Raw genomic sequence first — 19,913 nt, forward strand, 5'->3', positions numbered from 1 at the left:
TATGCATCCTTTTTTGAAGAAAGCGCAACAGTTAAAACAGCAACTTAATTGGTCGCTGATTTTTGGTGTGAGCTTTTTTCTGGTGGTCATTTTTTCTTTAGTAAAGATTACCACAGGGGTGTCTGATTGGTTGGTTGAAAACAAAGATGCGCAAATTAAGCATTTATCAGTGCTTGGACAGCCTCAATACACTGATGAAAAAGCAATTATTAGTGCGATAAAAAAAGCCGACTTATCGAGTTTTTTTGAATTGGATGTCAAACATGTGCAACGCTTGGTACAAAGTCTGCCATGGGTCGCAACGGCATCGGTAAGAAAACAGTGGCCAGATACCTTACAAGTGTATGTGGTTGAGCACCAAGCGGTAGCCCATTGGAACAGTGATTTACTCTTGAATCAATCAGGGGAAGTGTTCCAAGCAAGTAGTGATAAATTACCTGATACGCTACCGCAGCTATATGGCCCTGAAGGCAGTGAAATAGAAGCTTGGACGGCTTTTCGTCAGTTTCAAGCAATGCTAAGGGTGAATGATTTAGAGCTGACAAGTTTAGCGCTCTCTGAGCGTTTTTCGTGGCAGTTATGGCTTGATAACGGCATACGCCTGAATTTAGGCCGCAAAGAAAAAGCGAAGCGTGTACAACGTTTTATTGACGTTTATCCGCGCATGGAACAACGTGCAGATGCACAAATTGATGTTGTTGATTTACGGTACGATACCGGTCTTGCAGTGAGCTGGAAGCCACTTCAAGAAGAACAATTAGAAAATAAGAGTAAGGCATGACTAAGTCAGCAGAAAGAAACCTAGTGATTGGATTAGACGTTGGCACCTCAAAAGTAGTGGCCACCGTTGGTGAAATCACCGCAGATAATAAGCTCAGTATTGTGGGGGTAGGCAGCCAGGTATCGCATGGTATGGATAAAGGTGGCGTAAACGACCTTAACCTTGTTTCTGAATCGATTCGTCGTGCTATTGACGAAGCAGAACTGATGGCCGATTGCCGCATTAGTTCAGTGTACTTAGGTATTTCTGGTAAGCATATTCAGTGTCAGAATGAAAGCGGTGTGGTTGCTATTAACAACACCGAGGTGACAGATGAAGACATTGAAAATGTGATTCATATTGCGCGTTCAGTGCCAATTTCGGCAGAGCGCAAAATGCTGCATGCATTACCGCAAGAATACAGCATTGATATGCAAGAAGGCATTAAAAACCCATTGGGTATGAGTGGCGTGAGAATGGAAGCGCGAGCCCACATTATTACTTGCTCAAACGACATGGCAAAAAATATTGAAAAATGTGTAGAGCGATGTGGTCTTGAAGTGGACCAACTTATCTTTACTGCATTAGCGTCATGTTATTCCGTACTGACTGATGATGAAAAAGAGTTAGGGGTAGCGGTGCTGGATATTGGTGGCGGTACAATGGATATCACCATTTATATTAATGGTGCGCTTCGTCACTCAGCCGTTATTCCTGTTGCGGGTAATCAAGTAACGGGTGATATTGCAAAAATATTTAGAACACCTATATCACATGCAGAGTCACTCAAAGTACAATATGCCTGTGCAAGCAGCCAAATGGCGAGCAACGAAGACACGATTGAAGTGCCAAGTGTGGGTGGGCGACCTGCGCGTATTATGTCTCGTCATACCTTATCTGAGGTTGTTGAGCCGCGTTTTAGAGAATTATTTGAGCTGGCTATGGAAGAAATACGCCGCTCAGGTTTAGAAGACCAAATTGCTGCGGGTCTCGTCATCACTGGCGGAACAGCAAAAATGACAGGGGCAATGGAAGTGGCAGAAGACATTTTCCAAATGCCAGTCAGAATTGGCAAACCAATCGGGATTGTTGGTTTGACAGATTATGTGGATGATCCTTCGTACGCGACCGCGGTTGGTTTGTTACAATACGGCCGTACTATGCAATCGATGAATGCACAAAAATCGAAAGCTGAAGGTGATAATAATTGGTGGAACCGTATTACGAAGTGGTTCCAAGGTGAGTTTTAAAGCTCAAGTCGGAGAGTAAAGATGTTTGATATGATGGAACAGCACAGCGAAGAAGCTGTCATTAAAGTAATTGGTGTGGGCGGCGGCGGCGGTAACGCTGTTGAACACATGGTAAAACAACAAATTGAAGGTGTACGTTTTATTGCGGCAAATACGGATGCACAAGCATTACGTAATTCATCTGCCGATGTAACCGTGCAACTAGGTACACAGATCACCTCTGGTTTAGGTGCGGGTGCAAACCCTGAAGTAGGCCGTAATTCAGCAGAAGAAGACGCTGAAACTATCCGTGCTAGCCTTGAAGGCGCTGACATGGTCTTTATCGCAGCCGGTATGGGTGGCGGTACAGGTACGGGGGCTGCGCCTGTGGTTGCAAAAATTGCAAAAGAGTTAGGGATCTTAACGGTTGCAGTGGTTACTCGTCCGTTTGATTTTGAAGGTAAAAAGCGTGCTGCAGCGGCTGAACAAGGCATTAATGAATTGTCAGAAATTGTAGACTCTCTTATTACAATTCCGAACAATAAATTGCTTAAAGTTTTAGGCAAAGGGACTACACTATTAGATGCCTTCGCAAAAGCAAATGACGTGTTATTTGGTGCTGTTCAAGGCATTGCAGAATTAATCACACGCTCAGGTCTAATCAACGTGGATTTCGCCGACGTACGTACTGTAATGTCAGCGATGGGAACTGCGATGATGGGCACAGCGTCAGCATCTGGCCCAGACCGTGCACAAGAAGCAGCAGAAGCCGCTATTTCAAGTCCATTACTTGAAGATGTTGATTTAACAGGTGCTAAAGGCATTCTTGTTAATATCACTGCGGGCATGGATATTGCGATTGAAGAATTTGAAATTGTGGGTAACCACGTTAAAGCATTAGCGTCTGAAAATGCAACCGTGGTTGTTGGTGCGGTAATTGACCCAGAAATGAGCGACGAGTTACGTGTAACTGTTGTTGCAACAGGTTTAGGGGGCGATCGTCGTCCACAGTTTGGCATCGTTGATAATGGCTTTAAGAAAGCATCAGGCTCTGATGTACAAAGCTCAATGAACCAAACGACTAGCAGCATGTATGTACCAAGCTTTGCAAGTCAAGGCAGCAGTGATGATGTGAGCATGTCAGCTACATCTGAAAAGCAAGAGCCTGTAAAGCAAAGCACAACAAGCAGCTCTGTCTCGTCAAAGACAGCTGAGAGCAATAAAAAGTCTGATAAATCAGAGGGTGGCGATTATTTTGACATCCCCGCTTTCTTAAGAAAGCAAGCTGACTAAGACTTTCTACTGATAATTTGTTCGATAAATAAACAAATTTGGCAGCTGGATGTATTTATGATACAATCCGCCGTCTAACTGTAACTATAAGTGAGCGAACCTATGATTAAACAGCGTACGATTGCAGAAGTAGTCAAAGCCATAGGAATTGGACTTCATAAAGGTGAGAAGGTCACTATTACTCTCCGACCTGCGAGCGCAAATACTGGGATAGTATTTCGTCGTGTGGACCTTGATCCGGTTGTTGATTTTGAAACAACACCTGAAGCCGTTGGTGATACGCAATTGTGTACCTGTTTAACAAACAAAGATGGTGTTCGCTTATCAACGACTGAGCACCTAATTGCTGCGGTAGCGGCAATGGGTATTGATAATCTAATTGTTGAATTAGACAGCTCAGAAGTGCCTATTATGGATGGTAGTGCATTACCATTCATTTACTTGTTACAAAAAGGCGGCATTAAAGAAGTAAATGCAGCTAAGCGCTTTATTCGTATTAAAGAAAAAGTACGTATTGAAGAAGGTGATAAATGGGCTGAGATCGAACCATACGATGGTTTTCACATCGATTTCGAGATCGCATTTGATCATCCTGCTATCAATGAAAGTCGCCAACGTATTGGTTTAGATATTACGGCACAAAGCTTCACTGAAGAAATCAGCCGTGCGCGTACTTTTGGCTTTATGAAAGACATTGAATATATGCATGCAAACAACCTAGCCTTAGGTGGTAGCATGGATAACGCAGTTGTTTTGGATGAATTTAAAGTATTGAATCCAAACGGCTTACGTTACAGCGATGAGTTTGTTAAACACAAAATCTTAGACTGTGTGGGCGACATGTTTATGACGGGCCATAACATTCTAGGTAAAATCACGGCTTATAAGTCAGGCCATGATTTAAACAATAAGTTACTTCGTAAAATTATGGCAACTGAGTCAGCATGGGAATGGGCAACATTCGATACGCCAGTGACGATGCCAGCACCAGGCCTTGAAGTAGCAACAGCTTAATCGCACGCATATTACAGTTATAAAAAATGACGCTTTAAAGCGTCATTTTTTTTGCTTTACGATAAGCATAACTTGTATTACCAATCCGCAAAAATACTTAATCATTTTGAGTTGCTATAAACCAAGAATAGCTTCCAGTTCACATAACTGATTTATTTGGTAGGTGGGTGTAATCCCTTCAGGTAACTCAACGCCAGGGTGCTGAAGCCAGCAGGTATCAATGCCAACATTATGGCCACCGAGAATGTCACTGGCTGCGGTGTCACCCACCATTAAAATCTGTTCTTTCGGTGGATTACCCATTAACTGAAAAGTGTGTTGAAAAATCTCGGGTGCGGGTTTGGCTTTACCCACTAGCTCAGAAATCACCAGCCAATCAAACATGTCTTGCAGTCCTGTATGCTCTAGGCGCTTTTGCTGAAGTTTGGCAAAACCATTGGTAATGATACCCAATCTTGCGTGAGGCTTTAGCTTATTGAGTAGCTCAACGGCACCGGGCAATGGCACACAAATAGATGCCATCGCTTCTAAAAAGGCATCATTAAGCGTTTGAGCGGGCACATTGAGTTTGTTTGCCCATTCGGTAAAACGGGTTATCTGTAGCTCATTGGCAGTAATTTCATGCTTTTGATAGGCAACCCATAGTGGTTTATTGGTTAATTGATAGTCATGATAATCTGTCTCTGTAAAGTCTACGCCGTAATTGGCGAACATTACTTTAAGACCTGCAAATGCGTTAAAACTAAACAGGGTTTCATCGGCATCAAATAAAACATGTGTATACTTCATGATATTCCAAGTTTATTGGTTATAAAGTGTAGGGTGTAAAAACGGTGCCATAGCCAATGTAAGCGCTTGTATATAGGTGCTTTCGCGTGTTGCATTGTGATTGGTTAATAAGCCAATTGCACCACCTTGCTGTTTGATATTGACGGTATTGAAAGCTTCATCCATCACATCGCCCAACTCTTTACCCGCAAGTAATGCCTTGAAGAAAGGAGGTGGTAAAGGTAAGTTGCTGCTGCGGCCGACACTGAATTGTTCGCTATTGGCAATAACGACGAATGCAAACGTTGCTGCGCCGTAACTAAATTGCTCTGCGCCACCTTCCATTGCTGTGTAGAAATCGGCTTCGTAATGCGCTTGGCAGTATTTTACGCGATTTTCTGCCCCTATGCGGGTTTCATCTTCACCTAAAGGTTGGTCGGGGACGCCAGATGGTGCGTGAACACCTTGGCACTGAATGGTGTGCTCAGGAAAGTAAAGGCTAAAAATATGTTTAGCAGCATTCACTTTTACAGGGTTTTTAGATCCCACAATTACATTTAATGTCGTTTTCAAGCTGACTACTCCGTCATTCCAGGCTGAGTCAGCAGTGTACCCGAGTCATTTAAATCGGCAAGTCAACGGGGGCTAAATTTTCAAGGGCACGTTTTTTTAGAATAATATCTTTAATGAGTGGTGTTAGTACCAGCTCCATGGCTAAGCCCATTTTTCCTCCAGGCACTACTAGCGTATTGATACGTGACATAAAGCTGCCTTCTATCATGCGTAAGTAATAGGGGAAGTCCACATCTTCAATACCTCTAAAGCGAATAACCACAAAGCTTTCATCAAGCGAGGGAATATCTTTTGCACTAAATGGGTTTGAAGTGTCTACAGTCGGTACGCGCTGGAAATTGATGTGAGTACGAGAAAACTGAGGGGTGATTTGGTTTATATAGTCATCCATACTACGAATAATAGACCCCATTACCGCTTCACGCGTGTGGCCTCGCTCTGAGGTGTCGCGGATTAGTTTTTGGATCCACTCAAGGTTGATAATTGGCACCATACCAATCAATAAATCAACATGCTTTGCAACATCGTGATCTTGGTCTACTGCACCGCCGTGTAAGCCTTCATAAAAGAGTATATCTGTATTCGATTCTAAGTCTTGCCACGGTGTAAAAGTCCCCGGTAGCTGATTATAAGGAACGGCTTCATCAAAGGTATGTAAGTAACGTCTGATTTTACCTTGGCCTGTTTCGCCGTATTGATAAAACAGTTGCTCAAGCGCACCAAAGTCATTCGCTTCACGACCAAAATAACTGATATGTTTGCCTTCTTGCTGTGCTTCTCGCACTTTTTTATCCATTTCTGGTCGTGTATAACGATGAAAGCTATCGCCTTCAATAAAGGCCGCATCTATATTTAAGCTTCTAAAAATATGCTTAATGGCATTGGTGGTGGTGGTGGTGCCAGCGCCAGATGAGCCGGTAATTGCGATGATAGGGTGTTTAGCTGACATAGTTGTTCTCGTTATTTGTTAAGCCGTGCAGTGTTACTTTTACCAATCAGAAAAACTGATAAAAAACGAACACGTCCTAGTTATAAAGGTCGAGCATAGTAAGGTCAAGTGACTGCCTGATTAAATAACGCTATCATGAGCCAATAAAAATTAAAACGAGAGAACATAATGAGATTACTTACCTCTTTCCTTTTTGGCGCATTTGGAACGTTTTTAAGCAGCCAAGCGGACGCAGCTATGCCTAAAAGCGAAGTGTTACTGGCTGATCTTGAGACCCCTTATGGTATGAAGGTAACAAGAATTACGGATAATAAAAGTTACAATAACCAACCGTTCTTAATTGATGAGGGGCTTTATTACACGCATGAGGTGCTTGGCGATGATGGACAATCGCAAACAGATTTATATTTCTATAATTTTACAACTCAGCAAGCAACAAATTTAACGCACTCTGCTGTTAGCGAATATTCACCCACATTAATGCCTAACAAGCAGGCGTTGTCAGCCATCGTTGTGGAAGAAGATGGTAAGCAAAAGCTCTGGCAATATCCGTTGCAGGGTGAACAATCTGCTGCGCGTATCTTCGAGTGGATTGAGCCTGTAGGTTACCATGCATGGGGCGCCGACAACGACCTTGTTATGTTTATTTTGGGCGAACCACATACCTTACAATATACCACGGTTGCAGCTGCTAAACCGAAGGTCGTTGCGAATGCTATTGGCCGAACCTTACTTTTTGATGCGCAAACGAATAGCTACTTATTTAGCTACCACAAAGATAAGCAACATTGGCTGGCGCGTTTTACACCCCAATTTGACCAAGTAACAGATATTTTACGTCTACCGGCACAATTACAAGATTTCACCTTGTTCGATGAGCAGACGGTTATTTATGCGATTAATAATCGCGTTTATAAGCGAGATTTAATGAATCCAGAGCCGGTTTCTCAATGGTTAGATTTAACGTCTTATTGTGAAACCAAGATAACACGTTTGAGTTACCATAATAAGAAACTTGCCTTTGTTTGTGATAAATAAGTAACGCTTTTTAAGGGATTACTGTAATGTGGCTACTACTTCTCGTTTTAAAATAGGCGCGCATTTGTCTTTCTCTGCAGAACAACTTACTGAACAACTGATAAAAATTGGCTGTCGTAGTAACTTTAAAATAAAAAATATTAATGAGTTTATGCCCGCTAATTCCAAAGAAGCATTTTATGTGCATGAACAAAGCGGGCAGGCTAAATTAGTCATTAGGCCTGTTTTTGAGGTGTTTAGTGACGACTTTGAAGCATTGGACGGCATCTCTCGCATTAAAGATTATTTCCATAGCAGTGAAATGACACGTTTTCCTACACGTATTTATAAAAGTGCCCAGCCTATTCATTATGGGCTCGCATTTAAAGTTACTTCAGTGTTAGCGGCAGAACAGTTTATTAAGCAATTTAATAAAATTTTAGCGCAATAATTTTAACACAATAATTTTAACGCAATAATAGTGTCGCTATTTTAATGAATGCAGTTGGTTAATTGCATTATAAGTTAATGACAGACACGGCTATAAGTGCGGACTCGTTAAGAGTTATGGTAATAAAAAAGGGTCACAATGTGACCCTTTTTCACATTGTGCTGTTAACGTTTAAGAAAACTATTCACCGAGGCCAGCTCGCGCTTTTTAAGCGAAAGGCAGTCATTGACGCTTTCTTCAAGCTTGCTGAGTGAGCGCTCATACCCTGGTACTTCAGAGATTTTATCAGTGAAGAAGGTTTTTGTTGTGGCTAAGCTTTGAGCATCACAACTTGCCGTTGTGAAAAACGGTAAGTTCGGTACAAAAAATGGCGGTAAGTTTTTAGTGATGGCATCGTAGTTGTTATAAATCCAATCAATGAACAACGCTTGGCGTTCTTTACCATAACTTAGACCCCCTAATAAAGTACGCATATCTGAGGCCGTTACTTCATCAGTTAGGCTGTACTCAAGGACTGCTTTTTGTAGCTCTGGTTTACCAAAATAACCCATTGCAGCAAGCATTTTTGTGCGTACTTGCGGATCTTTTGTGGTTTTGAACGTTTCTTTGTACTTCGCGAGTAGTTTTTCATCACCATGATAAGCTGCAAGGTTTAAGTAGGTTGATGCTAAATATGGGTCAACATTTTCAGGATTGTTTAAGTAAAGTGCGGCTTGTGCTTTAGCCGTATCAATGACTTTGCGATCTTCACCATCAAAACCTAGTCGGCTGATCACTTGTGCTCGTAGCTGAGATACTGCAGCATCTTCATCAGCTTTGGCTGTTAAGCCATATTGCTTCGCGGCAGGAGCAATGCTCTTACGGATAAACTTAGGCCATAAGTCGCGGTTGCTATCGTCTTCAAAAACACGTTTTTGCGAAGCTAAGTAACCCAATGCTGTATTCGCTACAAGTGGGTGTGCATCGCTCACAAATGTTTCTAGGGTTTGCATTAAGCGGGCAGCAGAAATAACACCGGCATCAAGTAAAGAGTCAGCGGCAGAAAGGAGTGCCAAACGCTCACGGACTGTTAATTTGTCAGCTGCGTTATCTAGCAGGGCATTAAACTGCGCATCGTCTAGTAACCAACGGTAATAGCCCATAGCTCCTTGATCTGGGTAAATCCACTCAGGTTCAAAATCAAGTGTTAGCTGTTGTGTTTCTTTGTTTAGCAGCAAGTTAGCTGTTTTTACTTTGTCACCTGCACCATATTTTATAGCAACAGGCACGTTCCACAGTTGAGCAGGGGCTTCAACACCTGCATTCACAAAACGGCTCTGGCTGATGGTAATTTTCTTACCGTCTTGGGTTACTTTGATAAGTGGAAAAGAAGATTGCTCAATAAATGACTTTAATACACTCGCCACATCTTTATTTGAAGCTTCACCTAATGCTTGCCACAGGTCAGCTGCTTCAGCATTTTTATACGAGAATTTTTTCAAGTAGGCTTGAATACCTTGCTGGAAAGCATCTTCGCCTATCCAGTTTTCAACCATAGACAGTACCGCGCTCCCTTTACTGTAAGCAAGGCCAAGGCCATCCATGATATCAGCTTCAGTTTTAATCGGTTTACGAATGGGTTTCGTGCTTAAGCGTGCATCTAATGCCATCACATAGTTTTGCGGTAAATTTAAGTGTGATTCAAATTCAGGGTTAATTTGTGCCGTAATTTTTGCCGCCATCCAGCTTGCAAACGCTTCATTTAGCCATAAATCATTCCACCACTTCATGGTAACAAGGTTACCGTACCATTGGTGTGCAAGTTCGTGTGCAATGATTGATACATTACGTTCTTTTTTACTACGAGTCGCGGTCGCTAAGTCAACTAATAGAATGTCTTCACGATAAGTTACAAGACCAGCATTTTCCATTGCACCGAATGGAAACTCAGGCACTGCAACCGAGTCTAATTTTTTATAAACGTAAGGGATACCAAAGTAATCTTCCAGTGCTTTGAGAACGCGAGGCATATTTTCTTTGGCGTAATCCGCAAGATGAATCTTACCTTGTGGCGTTAATACTCTGCCAGGAATTGGCATGCCTTTAATTTCTAGCTCTTCAAAAGGACCGACCGCCATTGCTACAAGATAAGAGGGAATAGGAGGCGTTTTATCAAAATAGTGTGTTGTCATATCGCCATTGACCGTGGTTTTTAATACCGGCGTGTTGGCATACACTTTTTGTGTTGTCGGTGCAGTAATCGTTAACTGAAATGGAATTTTATAACTCGGTTCGTCAAAAACAGGGAAGGCACGGCGTGCATCACTCATTTCAAATTGAGTAAATAAATAGGGAGTACCTTGATCAAGCGTTTTATATAAGCCCACACTTTGGCGGTTATAAGGCGCAGTAAAATCAACCGTTAGCGTATACTTTCCAGGTTGGATTTTTTCATCACACGAAAATTTTACTTTGCCTGTTTTCAGCATGTCTGCACTTAGGTCACAATTTTCGTCACCTAGAATTTTTGCCATACTGACCGCGTAATCAATACCGTTTAATTCAATATAGTTCGTTGCTTTGAGTACTTCGATGGCAATTTCAGTGTGGCCAGAAAAAGTGTCTTTAGCAGGATCAAGTGTCAGCTCTACCTGTTGTGAGCTAGGTTTTGCTAGTTTTTCTATTACATATTCATTGGCATGGGCTGAGCTAACCGCAAGTGCAACACTCACAGTTAATAGGCTTTTTAAGAACATAAGTATCCCTGATTTTTTGTTGTTAGAAAGGCACTGACTTTGAGTGCTGTCTTCCATGCTATCAGGTTTTAAATTGAACAGTAATAATTAGTTAGTAACAAAGTTTGTCAATTTAATGATGGCGTTCAATGAAGCGTTGCCAGTGCAACTGTGGATTAATTTGCCTCACATTTTGTAGAATGCCGTTAAGCAACGACATATCGTTAAATAAAGAGCCTGAAAACTCTTTAAAGCCCATTAAATAGTTAAACGCATCTTTACTGTTAGCTTGTATTGCATGAATACGCACTTGTTGTTCAAAGTTGAGTCTTAAACTGCTGATAGCCGTTTTCATCCCTTGTTGATCAACATTGGGAATGGCACATTTTTGTAGATAACCAGCTCGTTCACCTTCACCAGAAAACCAAATACGGACTTTTTCACTGTAACGTCCTGACTTAGAGGGTAAGTCAAACATTAAGCGGGTATGCCCTTGTGCTTTTAAAAAGTCTAGGTATGGGTCAAGCCCTGCTGCGAATAAGGCATCATGAATCGGCACAAAGCGTGACTTTATCTTGCCGTGGGTATGAAAGTGAAAGCAACGCACATCTGACAATGTGACAATATCATCAAGGGTGAGATGGCCAATTTCATCACTGTAAGCGCCAGTATAATAAGCAAAAAGAGGAAGCCAAAAATGCCAGTGTTTTGCTTGTTCACGGGGCAAAAGCTGATCACTAAAGATGTAACCAGTATACAGGGTATGTAACTCCATGGCCGAAAAGGGCCTACGACCGAGATGGGACTTCAACCTAATACCTTGATAATAAAGATGTCTTGAAGAGTATACCTGAGAAATGTAAAGTTTCCAGCAAATGGCACTCTGTAACCACAGTACCATTTGCTGTCAATATAGTTAGTCGCAAAGGGCCTTAGCAAGACCTACAGGCTCTATTTCGACGCATACTTGGTCGTCGTTCCAATTTAGACCAACGAGCGCATCATCCTCGTTTAAGTCTTCAACCCACTCATCTAAAAATTCGTCTAAACCAATTTCTACCGGTGTATAGTCATTCCACTCGTCTTTACATTGTGCTTTTGCAGCGTCTTCTGTGCCCCATAGCAACAACACATCGGTGTCGCTAAATTGGTTTGATTCACACACAACAAAACCACCATCTTCGGCACCAAGTGCCCACATAGACTCGTTTAAACGTACTTTTTCAACAAAGTTAACTAATTCTGATTCTATTTCGATATCGCTCATTTGCTTAACCCTTATCATTAATTTCGTGGATCTGTGTGTTTTACAGCTGCTTTTGCTGAGAATTGTTGATAAAAGTCCGCTAAATTCTCGAGTTGACTCCAATCAGTTAATTCACGAAAGCAAATCCAATCTAGCAAGCAGTATAAACTGATGTTGAGGTATTCACAGCTTTTAAATGCAGGCTCAGATAAATGACTATTTAAATAGCGCAATGTTTCAGCAATTCGTTCATTTTGTAAATTAAAGAACAATTTATCGTCTTTTGTATCAAATCCTGAGCGCTGGCACAGTAGCATTTCAACGAGCGAGTCATTGCAGGCGTTAATAATGGTTAAAAGGTTTTCTTGCTGCCAGCTCAATAAAGGTTGATCTGATTTTTCTAATAAGTAGCGAATAATTGAGTTTGAATCGCATACACTAAAACCATTATCAATTAATATCGGAACTTTTCGAGCGGGATTGTGTGCAATCATAGTGTGTCTATCTTGCTGTGAAAAAATATCTAAATTAATAAACTCAAGCGCAATATCATTGTTCAGTGCCCACATTCGTATCCGGCGGACATACGGTGAAGTTGTTGAACCAAGCAGTTTCATAGATTAGTTTCCTATCAAAAAAAAAGCCGCGAAAGCGGCTTTTAACGATTCATTATGAAGTTAGTCTGTTCGGCTAGTTACTTCAAGTAGATGATAACCAAATTGAGTTTGCACAGGCCCTTGCACTTGATTTATTGGCGCTGAAAAAACAACTTTATCGAATTCTGGAACCATCATGCCCGGACCAAATTCACCTAACGCACCGCCATCTTGGCCTGAAGGACAATTTGAGTGAGTACGCGCGAGTTCTGCAAAGTCTGCGCCTTGTTCAATTTGTTGTTTAAGGTCTAGACATTGTGCTTCACTGTCTACGAGTATATGTCTTGCGCTGGCTACTGCCATAATAACTCCCCATTGTGTGTTTTTCTAAATTAAATAATGAGTTTAGTTCAAAATTTGCTGAACGAAAGGTTAAATTTATTTTGCAGCTAACTGCGCTTCAATCGCGTCACGCATAGCTTTTGATTCTGGTTTGGTTTTACTGTTAAAACGCTCAACCGTTTTACGGTCTGCCGAAACAATATATTTGTAAAAGTTCCAATTAGGTGAACTTGTTGCTTCGTTTAGGTGCTTAAAAATTGGGTTTGCGTCACTACCACGCACCGCGCTGGTAGCGAACATGGTAAAGGTAACACCGTAATTAATGTAGCATACTTTTGCGGTGTCTTTTTCGTCATCTTCTTCTTGGAAAAAGTCATCAGAAGGGAAACCAAGAACAACGAGACCACGGTCTTTGTATTCTTTATGAATTGCTTCTAAACCCTCAAACTGTGGCGTAAATCCACAGTTACTTGCGGTATTCACTATGAGCAATGGCTTACCTTTAAATTCGCAAAGATTAACACTTTCTTTTGAGCGTAATTTACGCAGCGTTACATTGGTAAAGTCATCACATTGAGTTTCTGCGACTGGGTCTTGAATTGACGGGGGAGATTCTGCTGCAAGATGAGTAGACATAAGGCTTGCACAGAGTAACAAAGCATATTTATTCATAATGATTTCCTGCTAGTTATTTGTGATGAATATACGCTAATATGCGAGAAAGTGATCATTTAATTTCAGTTATTTATGACTATTCGAACAGCAACAGAACACGACTTAACACAGATTGTCGCTATTTATAACGAAACAATTCCTGGGCGTATGGTAACCGCAGATACCGAAGAGGTAACGGTGGCTGAGCGACAAGCATGGTTCGCAGCCCATACAGAACAAAGGCCGATTTTTGTGTATGAGCAAAACTCGAAAGTACTTGCATGGCTCAGCTATAAATCTTTTTATGGGCGTCCAGCGTATGATGGCACAGTCGAAATTAGTATATATATTACCTCAAACGCTCAGGGGCAGGGGTTAGGTAAAACGTTGCTTTCGTTTGCAGAGGAGCATGCCAAAACGCTTAATATAAAAGTTTTGCTAGCGTTTATTTTTAGTCATAACCTGCCGAGCATTAAACTGTTTAATCGTTTTGATTATCAGGTTTGGGGAGAACTGCCTGAAGTTGCAATTATGGATGATAAAGCATACAGCCTCGTTATTTTAGGTAAGCACTTAGATCTTAAAGTAATAAAAAAAGCAGTGTAAATTTAGTGACTTTGTTTTTTTTCGACTACTCTAATTAGGTAATTATCATTAATTTGAGCCTAGTGTACTGTGCGAAGAATATTAATTGTCGATAGTAATAGTGTTTTAGCAATGCGCGTAAAAGTGTTATTGGAACTCATTGGCTGTAAAGTCGAGTTATTGCACTTTTCGATGATAGATGACACTGTTTTAACTCAAGAATTTGATTTAGTTGCGGCTTCTCATGGTGTGCCGACAGAAACTATAAAGAAACTGAGTGGGGTGTTTTCGCAAGAAAATTTTTTATTGCTTGCACCCAAAGCACAGCGTAGTGATTTACTCGAGCACTTCAGTGAAATTAATCGCTTGCTGCCTAATTCAGTGGTTATTTACCCATTTTTTGCAAACAAAGAAATTAGCACTTTATTGGAAGGGGTGTTAGAGCTGGGTAGTGACAACATCTTAAAGCTGCCCACGGTATTGGTTGTTGACCATCTCCCAGAACGATTAGAAAAAATTACTCAAAACTTAAAAGGCGCGCACATTAAAACCTTTAAAGCTGGGAGTAAGCTTTCAGCTATTGAAATAATAAATCAACACAGCATTGATTTATTAATAAGCGACTTTACCTTTGAAGATGGCACTGGACTTGAGTTGTTTAACAAGCTGAAAGGGACGCAGCCTAACAGCCGTTGTTTACTGTATACCTCAAAGCCTGAACAGGTTTCGATGATTGAAGCTATTCGTCAGGGGGTAGAGGATGTGCTGGTTAAGCCCGTTGATGATAATAGCCTATTACAGTCGGTTCATAAATTATGGCAAACGGAGCTACTCAAACGCCACAACGCAGAGTTAGTTGAGCGTTTACAAAATACCGTTGATGCCCTCATAGAAAAAGACAGCCTGTTAAGGGTTATTTTTAAACACACTCCCGATGCGATTATATTGTTTGATCGCACGGGTAAAATTATTGAAACCAATGATGCCTGTGAACTGTTATTTGAAAAACCGCTTAAAGAGTTTGAAAACTGCTCGGTGTTTGACTTTTTTGATACACCTTCAATAAACCGTATTAAAGATAAAATAAGCACCCTGAATAAAAATCGTCAATTTAGCTGTGACTTAAGACTGCTTAAAGAAAACGGCAATGAGGTTCCTCTGGTAGGCTCGTTTAACGAAATAGATCACCATGGTGAAATTGCGTTGGCGGTTATCTTTAAAAATGTTACCCACCTGAAAGAAAAAGAAGACTTGCTGCTTGAAGCAAAAGACATGCTAGAAGAAGAAGTTAAAGCGCGTACTGCACAACTTGAGCATGCTAAAAACGTTGCCGAGGCCGCAAATCTGAGTAAATCAGAGTTTTTAGCTAATATGTCTCATGAGTTAAGAACTCCCATGCATTCTATTTTAAGTTTTGCACGCTTTGGGCTTGAAAAAGTTGCAAATGACGATCTAAATAAAGATAAGTTAAACAAGTATTTATCGCGGATAGAGCAAAGTGGAGAGCGGTTGTTATCGCTGCTTAATAACCTACTCGACTTATCTAAATTGGATGTTGGCAAGTTTCCATTTAACCCTCAAAAACACAATCTGATCAACATTATAAAAACCAGTATTGATGATGTGTCTGGCACAGCACTTGAGCGAAATATAATGATTCGTCTACTGGAAACTGGGCAAGATATCGTTCTGGATTGTGATGAAGAACAGATCAATCAAATTATGCGCAATTTATTAGGAAACGCGCTGAAATTCAGTGAACCGTTCAGCGAGATAGATATTCAGTTATCAGTGCAAAATAACATCGCTGAAGTAGCGGTTGTTGACCGTGGTATTGGTATTCCAGAGTGTGAACTTGAAAAAGTATTTGCCAAGTTTGAACAAAGTAGCAAAACCAATAGTGGCGCAGGAGGCACAGGCCTTGGGTTAGCTATTTGTCGGGAGTTTGTGAGTTTACACCAAGGCACTATCTCCGCACATAACAACGAATATGGGGGCGCTACAATTTTAGTGCGATTACCTTTGAATATAGATTTGCCTCAGCATTTAGCGACTGAAGAGCAAACTATGAAGCTTAATTAACAAAACGGAAGAACTAGACATGGCCTTGAAGCGAATTTTAGCCGTCGATGATGAACCATTTAACTTAGAAATAATTGAAGAGATCCTCGAAGAACTCGATTTTGAGCTGAAAATGGTCAACAGCGGTCCAGAATGTTTAGATGTTGTTGAAGCGTTTGATCCACAAGTTATCTTGCTGGATGTTAGCATGCCACAAATGAGTGGTTATGAAGTATGCCGAAAGTTAAAAGAAAACCCGAATACAGAAAAAATAATCGTTATGTTTGTGTCGGCCAGAGGCACGGTTGAAGAGCGTATGGAAGGGTATTCTGTAGGGGCTGAAGATTATATTGTAAAACCTTTTGGGCATGATGAATTAAAGCTCAAGCTACAACACTTAAACCAAGTACTGATCGAAAAAGAAATGCTTGAACAACAAGTGGAAGACGCCACATCAACAGCCTTTAATGCAATGGCTAACAGTAGTGAAATGGGCCAAATTGTTAATTATATCGAGCATATCGGTTTAATTGATGATGAAAAAGAGTTGGGTAAAGCATTACTTCATTGTTTAAGCGCATTTGACTTACAAAGTAATGTTGAATTTCGCTTAGCATCGGGTCTAGAGCACTTTTCAGTGTCAGGTGTTTGTTCGCCCATTGTTGTTGAGCTATTTGAAATGCTTAAAAACAAAGGCCGTTTACATGAATTTTCGAGTCGAATTTTAGTAAATTATGAAATGATTAGCTTACTCATTTTGAATATGCCAGAACAAGATCCCGATAAACATGGCCGTATTCGTGACCACATTTGCTTTTTAGTGAGTGTGACCGAGCAGCAGCTTAAAGCGATAATTACAAAAAAAGAACTGGTTAAACAGCAACAGCAACTGAATGACGCAGTGTCTAAAGTACACAGTAAGTTTAAGGGGCTCATAGAGCTTTTGAATGACAATCGTATTAATAACGAAGCGGTGTTTAAACAGTTACAAGAGGATTTGGAACAACGAATACCCACAATGGGATTAGACGAAGACCAAGAGATCTTTATTTATCAAAAAGTCGATGAAACCATTCAAAACTCAGTAGCACGTGAAGAGTCAGTGCAGGGAGTAAAGGCCGCATTTAAAGAGATTGAAAACGATTTATCGGTCTTATTAAAGCAATGACACACTCATTGAGTACGCGCGGTACTGGCCGCGCTTTAAGCATCTCGTGGTAAGCCTTTTTCAACAATACGAATCAAACGTGCGGTTTTACGTAATTTAAGCTGACGCTTGTTCTGTTGTTGTGAAAGCGCCCACTCTATGTGCTCTGCGACCAGTGGCGTTGCACTTTGAAGCGCCTTTTTAAGCGCGATAATAATTGTGTCGCTATAGTCAGCATTACCAAGTCCAACCGCTAGATTTCTTTGCCAGCGCTCATGGCCAATACGACGAATCGGGCTGCCTTCAGTGTTTTTTAGGAATGTGGCTTCATCCCATGCAAAGAGTGTGAGTAAGTCTTGATCTTTTAATTGCGTTCGAGGATGGAAGTCGGCTTCATCGGTTATTTGTCCATAACGATTCCACGGACACACGAGTTGACAGTCATCACAGCCATACACACGGTTACCAAGTAATGAACGGTACTCTTCAGGAATAGGGCCTTGCAGCTCAATCGTGAGATAAGAGATACATTTACGGGCATCGACTACATACGGCTCAACAATCGCACCTGTCGGGCACAGAGTCATACACGCCACACACTTGCCACAGCCTTCAAAGGTATTTTCGTTATCGATAGGCAGTGGAATATCAACAAATAACTCGCCTAAGAAAAACCACGAACCCGCTTCTTTATTTATCAGAAGGCTGTGTTTTCCACGCCAGCCTAACCCTGCTTTTTCTGCTAATTGCCGTTCAAGGACTGGCGCAGAGTCCACAAATGGGCGAAATCCTAGCTGACCTACTTGTTGTTCTATTTTTTGGCCTAATTTTTTGAGGCGATTACGAATGAGCTTATGGTAGTCCCGACCTAGCGCATAGCGACTTATGTACGCTGTTTCGGTTTGCTTGAGGTTTTTAGCAAAGCTGGCATCGGGTGGAAGGTAGTTCATTTTAACCGAGATAACACGCTGAGTACCCGGTACTAATTCTGCTGGACGGGCACGTTTCATCCCATGCGCAGCCATGTATTCCATGTCGCCGTGGTAACCCAAATCTAACCAACGTTGAAGCTGGGCTTCGTGCTGAGAGAGATCAATATCGGTGATCCCGACTTCTGCAAAACCAAGGTCTTTACCCCATTGCTTAATTTGCTGCGCGAGTTGCTGGTAATCGATAGGTGTTGTCACGGTGAATAAAAAAGTAGCCAAGGAATGGCTACTTTATCATAGTTATAGAAAGCTTAGAATTAAAAGCGTTTCAGCGCCCATTAAACAAACCGCTTTAGCTGTTGTTGGGTTTGTTGGCTAAGTAAATGTGATTGCTCACAATCAGCAAGGGATTCATCTATTTGCTGTTTCGCTTGCTCACCTAACGCCACAATTTGCTCGACACTTTGGTGTGTTTGAGTTTGTGTTTGTTCTAGTAAATGAACAGCACTAACAATCTGTTGTAGCTGCTGTTGATTTTGCTCAAACTCACTCAGCATGTTGCTAAACCCTGCTGAGGTATTGCTAATGGCTGTTTCAGCTTCACTTGAATGGCTAATTAATAACTCAGACTCTTTATTTGTTTCGTTTACCAAGCTATTCATTTGATTAATAAAGTCGCTAATTTGACGGGTTGCATCGTTCACTTTTACAGAAAGAGTTCTAACTTCATCAGCAACAACCGCAAACCCTCGGCCAGCTTCACCAGCACGTGCAGCTTCAATGGCGGCATTTAAGGCTAACAAATTTGTTTGATCAGAAAACTCTTCAACCATTTTTAAAATAGCACGAATATTTTCACTGTTTTCTTTTAACCCCGACACGGTCGCAGAAAAGTTGCCAAGAATTTGGCTGATCATGGCCACTTTTTTTACCAGAGTAGATAGTTCCGCAGCTGAATGTTGTACAAAACTTAGATGCTCACTGTTAACCGTATGAACACTGTCGGTGTTTGCAGAGATATGCTCTAAACTTGTCGTAATTTGATTACTTGCATCGGTAATTGTATGGCTAAACGTAATTTGTTGATGGCTAAGCTTCGCTGTTTGCTGCATCGATTCTGTCATTTTTGAACTACTATCGGCACTGGCTTGCGCACTTTGGTATGTGGTGGCCAGTAGCTGGCTTAGGTGAGATGTAAAAGTATTGTATTGCTCGCTTAAATCGCGAAATTCATCAAAGGTAAAGTGTGGGAGTTTTGCCGATAAGTCAGCATCATGACGATTAATTTGCGCTAAAGTATCGCGCATAGCCTGTACGGGCCGCACAATTAAAAAACGCATATAAAAAAGTGTGAAAATAAAACTGCCAACAATAACGAGTGTCATGAGCCAGAATAGCCCTGTGCTTGCTTGCTGTTCAGATAAGCTACTGTAAAGCCAAATTAAAGTAATGACCTGAAAGGCAAACACAAACCCCAAGTTACCGACAATTTTACGCGTTAAGGTGTAAAAGAAAGTTTGTTCGATAAAATTATAAATGCGCATATAGCTACTCATTGAGGTGTTATGTTGATTCATGTCGGGCG

Annotated in this window: 20 protein-coding genes; 9 read left to right on the forward strand and 11 right to left on the reverse strand. The window is 41.2% G+C overall.

Annotated elements, in window-relative coordinates:
* Position 1 precedes the first annotated feature (1 nt).
* From IT970_RS02445 to lpxC, 4 genes are all read left to right on the forward strand, one after another.
* Positions 2-781, forward strand: a complete 780-nt coding sequence (locus IT970_RS02445; protein WP_065978161.1) for a cell division protein FtsQ/DivIB — start codon at positions 2-4, stop codon at positions 779-781.
* Positions 778-2,010: a cell division protein FtsA gene (gene ftsA / locus IT970_RS02450; RefSeq protein ID WP_036971185.1), complete on the forward strand. Its 1,233-nt coding sequence runs from the start codon at positions 778-780 to the stop codon at positions 2,008-2,010. The genes IT970_RS02445 and ftsA overlap by 4 nt, the downstream gene beginning before the upstream one ends.
* Before the next feature lie 21 nt (positions 2,011-2,031).
* Positions 2,032-3,282 (forward strand): cell division protein FtsZ, encoded by a 1,251-nt coding sequence (gene ftsZ, locus IT970_RS02455; protein ID WP_036971183.1) that lies wholly within the window; start codon positions 2,032-2,034, stop codon positions 3,280-3,282.
* A 102-nt stretch (positions 3,283-3,384) separates the two neighbouring features.
* The gene (gene lpxC, locus IT970_RS02460) at positions 3,385-4,296 is read left to right on the forward strand and encodes a UDP-3-O-acyl-N-acetylglucosamine deacetylase (RefSeq protein ID WP_036971181.1); all 912 of its coding nucleotides are present in this window, start codon (positions 3,385-3,387) and stop codon (positions 4,294-4,296) included.
* Between the two features lie 114 nt (positions 4,297-4,410).
* On the opposite strand, the gene yjjG is transcribed toward lpxC, so the two are convergent.
* From yjjG to IT970_RS02475, 3 genes are read right to left on the reverse strand one after another with little or no spacing between them, the layout of a single operon-like run.
* The gene (yjjG, locus tag IT970_RS02465; RefSeq protein ID WP_075594461.1) at positions 4,411-5,085 is read right to left on the reverse strand and encodes a pyrimidine 5'-nucleotidase; all 675 of its coding nucleotides are present in this window, start codon (positions 5,083-5,085) and stop codon (positions 4,411-4,413) included.
* A 12-nt stretch (positions 5,086-5,097) separates the two neighbouring features.
* Positions 5,098-5,637 (reverse strand): inosine/xanthosine triphosphatase, encoded by a 540-nt coding sequence (gene yjjX, locus IT970_RS02470; protein ID WP_065978158.1) that lies wholly within the window; start codon positions 5,635-5,637, stop codon positions 5,098-5,100.
* Between the two features lie 49 nt (positions 5,638-5,686).
* Complete coding sequence (locus tag IT970_RS02475) at positions 5,687-6,586, reverse strand: phosphoribulokinase (protein WP_036971173.1); 900 nt, start codon at positions 6,584-6,586, stop codon at positions 5,687-5,689.
* Between the two features lie 168 nt (positions 6,587-6,754).
* Between IT970_RS02475 and IT970_RS02480 the strand changes: the two genes are divergently transcribed.
* Both IT970_RS02480 and IT970_RS02485 read left to right on the forward strand, forming a co-directional pair.
* The gene (locus tag IT970_RS02480) at positions 6,755-7,624 is read left to right on the forward strand and encodes a hypothetical protein (RefSeq protein WP_196857571.1); all 870 of its coding nucleotides are present in this window, start codon (positions 6,755-6,757) and stop codon (positions 7,622-7,624) included.
* Positions 7,625-7,688: 64 nt separating this feature from the next.
* Positions 7,689-8,054 (forward strand): hypothetical protein, encoded by a 366-nt coding sequence (locus IT970_RS02485; RefSeq protein WP_118843980.1) that lies wholly within the window; start codon positions 7,689-7,691, stop codon positions 8,052-8,054.
* Between the two features lie 164 nt (positions 8,055-8,218).
* On the opposite strand, the gene IT970_RS02490 is transcribed toward IT970_RS02485, so the two are convergent.
* From IT970_RS02490 to IT970_RS02515, 6 genes are all read right to left on the reverse strand, one after another.
* Positions 8,219-10,789: a M1 family metallopeptidase gene (locus IT970_RS02490; RefSeq protein WP_065978155.1), complete on the reverse strand. Its 2,571-nt coding sequence runs from the start codon at positions 10,787-10,789 to the stop codon at positions 8,219-8,221.
* 112 nt (positions 10,790-10,901) lie between these two features.
* Positions 10,902-11,579, reverse strand: a complete 678-nt coding sequence (locus tag IT970_RS02495) for a hypothetical protein (protein ID WP_065978154.1) — start codon at positions 11,577-11,579, stop codon at positions 10,902-10,904.
* A 105-nt stretch (positions 11,580-11,684) separates the two neighbouring features.
* Positions 11,685-12,035 carry a DUF2750 domain-containing protein gene (locus IT970_RS02500; protein ID WP_036971160.1) on the reverse strand — a complete coding sequence of 117 codons (351 nt, stop codon included), beginning with the start codon at positions 12,033-12,035 and terminating at the stop codon, positions 11,685-11,687.
* A gap of 17 nt (positions 12,036-12,052) precedes the next feature.
* Positions 12,053-12,631 carry a glutathione S-transferase family protein gene (locus IT970_RS02505; protein ID WP_118843981.1) on the reverse strand — a complete coding sequence of 193 codons (579 nt, stop codon included), beginning with the start codon at positions 12,629-12,631 and terminating at the stop codon, positions 12,053-12,055.
* A gap of 60 nt (positions 12,632-12,691) precedes the next feature.
* Complete coding sequence (locus IT970_RS02510; protein WP_036971157.1) at positions 12,692-12,973, reverse strand: peptidylprolyl isomerase; 282 nt, start codon at positions 12,971-12,973, stop codon at positions 12,692-12,694.
* A gap of 75 nt (positions 12,974-13,048) precedes the next feature.
* Complete coding sequence (locus tag IT970_RS02515; protein ID WP_371915649.1) at positions 13,049-13,588, reverse strand: glutathione peroxidase; 540 nt, start codon at positions 13,586-13,588, stop codon at positions 13,049-13,051.
* 111 nt (positions 13,589-13,699) lie between these two features.
* Here IT970_RS02515 and IT970_RS02520 point away from each other — a divergent pair, with 111 nt between their 5' ends.
* From IT970_RS02520 to IT970_RS02530, 3 genes are all read left to right on the forward strand, one after another.
* Positions 13,700-14,212: a GNAT family N-acetyltransferase gene (locus IT970_RS02520; RefSeq protein ID WP_036971153.1), complete on the forward strand. Its 513-nt coding sequence runs from the start codon at positions 13,700-13,702 to the stop codon at positions 14,210-14,212.
* 111 nt (positions 14,213-14,323) lie between these two features.
* Positions 14,324-16,273: a hybrid sensor histidine kinase/response regulator gene (locus IT970_RS02525; protein ID WP_118843982.1), complete on the forward strand. Its 1,950-nt coding sequence runs from the start codon at positions 14,324-14,326 to the stop codon at positions 16,271-16,273.
* Between the two features lie 19 nt (positions 16,274-16,292).
* Complete coding sequence (locus IT970_RS02530; RefSeq protein WP_036971147.1) at positions 16,293-17,420, forward strand: response regulator; 1,128 nt, start codon at positions 16,293-16,295, stop codon at positions 17,418-17,420.
* Between the two features lie 35 nt (positions 17,421-17,455).
* On the opposite strand, the gene queG is transcribed toward IT970_RS02530, so the two are convergent.
* Both queG and IT970_RS02540 read right to left on the reverse strand, forming a co-directional pair.
* Positions 17,456-18,607 carry a tRNA epoxyqueuosine(34) reductase QueG gene (queG, locus tag IT970_RS02535; protein ID WP_231387306.1) on the reverse strand — a complete coding sequence of 384 codons (1,152 nt, stop codon included), beginning with the start codon at positions 18,605-18,607 and terminating at the stop codon, positions 17,456-17,458.
* A 59-nt stretch (positions 18,608-18,666) separates the two neighbouring features.
* A complete protein-coding gene (locus IT970_RS02540; protein WP_074988893.1) occupies positions 18,667-19,884 on the reverse strand; it encodes a methyl-accepting chemotaxis protein in 1,218 nt (405 codons plus the stop codon).
* Positions 19,885-19,913: the final 29 nt, after the last annotated feature.

This window comes from Pseudoalteromonas sp. A41-2 (assembly GCF_015767615.1).
GTDB lineage: Bacteria > Pseudomonadota > Gammaproteobacteria > Enterobacterales > Alteromonadaceae > Pseudoalteromonas > Pseudoalteromonas lipolytica.

Bases quoted from the DNA above. Each gene is read 5' to 3' on its own strand.
- IT970_RS02480 (WP_196857571.1), top strand. From the start codon at position 6,755: ATGAGATTACTTACCTCTTTCCTTTTTGGCGCATTTGGAACGTTTTTA.
- IT970_RS02515 (WP_371915649.1), bottom strand. From the start codon at position 13,588: ATGTCTACTCATCTTGCAGCAGAATCTCCCCCGTCAATTCAAGACCCA.
- IT970_RS02490 (WP_065978155.1), bottom strand. From the start codon at position 10,789: ATGTTCTTAAAAAGCCTATTAACTGTGAGTGTTGCACTTGCGGTTAGC.
- ftsA (WP_036971185.1), top strand. From the start codon at position 778: ATGACTAAGTCAGCAGAAAGAAACCTAGTGATTGGATTAGACGTTGGC.
- IT970_RS02530 (WP_036971147.1), top strand. From the start codon at position 16,293: ATGGCCTTGAAGCGAATTTTAGCCGTCGATGATGAACCATTTAACTTA.
- IT970_RS02445 (WP_065978161.1), top strand. From the start codon at position 2: ATGCATCCTTTTTTGAAGAAAGCGCAACAGTTAAAACAGCAACTTAAT.
- ftsZ (WP_036971183.1), top strand. From the start codon at position 2,032: ATGTTTGATATGATGGAACAGCACAGCGAAGAAGCTGTCATTAAAGTA.
- IT970_RS02505 (WP_118843981.1), bottom strand. From the start codon at position 12,631: ATGAAACTGCTTGGTTCAACAACTTCACCGTATGTCCGCCGGATACGA.
- IT970_RS02510 (WP_036971157.1), bottom strand. From the start codon at position 12,973: ATGGCAGTAGCCAGCGCAAGACATATACTCGTAGACAGTGAAGCACAA.
- IT970_RS02520 (WP_036971153.1), top strand. From the start codon at position 13,700: ATGACTATTCGAACAGCAACAGAACACGACTTAACACAGATTGTCGCT.
- IT970_RS02540 (WP_074988893.1), bottom strand. From the start codon at position 19,884: ATGAGTAGCTATATGCGCATTTATAATTTTATCGAACAAACTTTCTTT.
- IT970_RS02475 (WP_036971173.1), bottom strand. From the start codon at position 6,586: ATGTCAGCTAAACACCCTATCATCGCAATTACCGGCTCATCTGGCGCT.
- yjjG (WP_075594461.1), bottom strand. From the start codon at position 5,085: ATGAAGTATACACATGTTTTATTTGATGCCGATGAAACCCTGTTTAGT.
- IT970_RS02500 (WP_036971160.1), bottom strand. From the start codon at position 12,035: ATGAGCGATATCGAAATAGAATCAGAATTAGTTAACTTTGTTGAAAAA.
- IT970_RS02525 (WP_118843982.1), top strand. From the start codon at position 14,324: ATGCGCGTAAAAGTGTTATTGGAACTCATTGGCTGTAAAGTCGAGTTA.
- lpxC (WP_036971181.1), top strand. From the start codon at position 3,385: ATGATTAAACAGCGTACGATTGCAGAAGTAGTCAAAGCCATAGGAATT.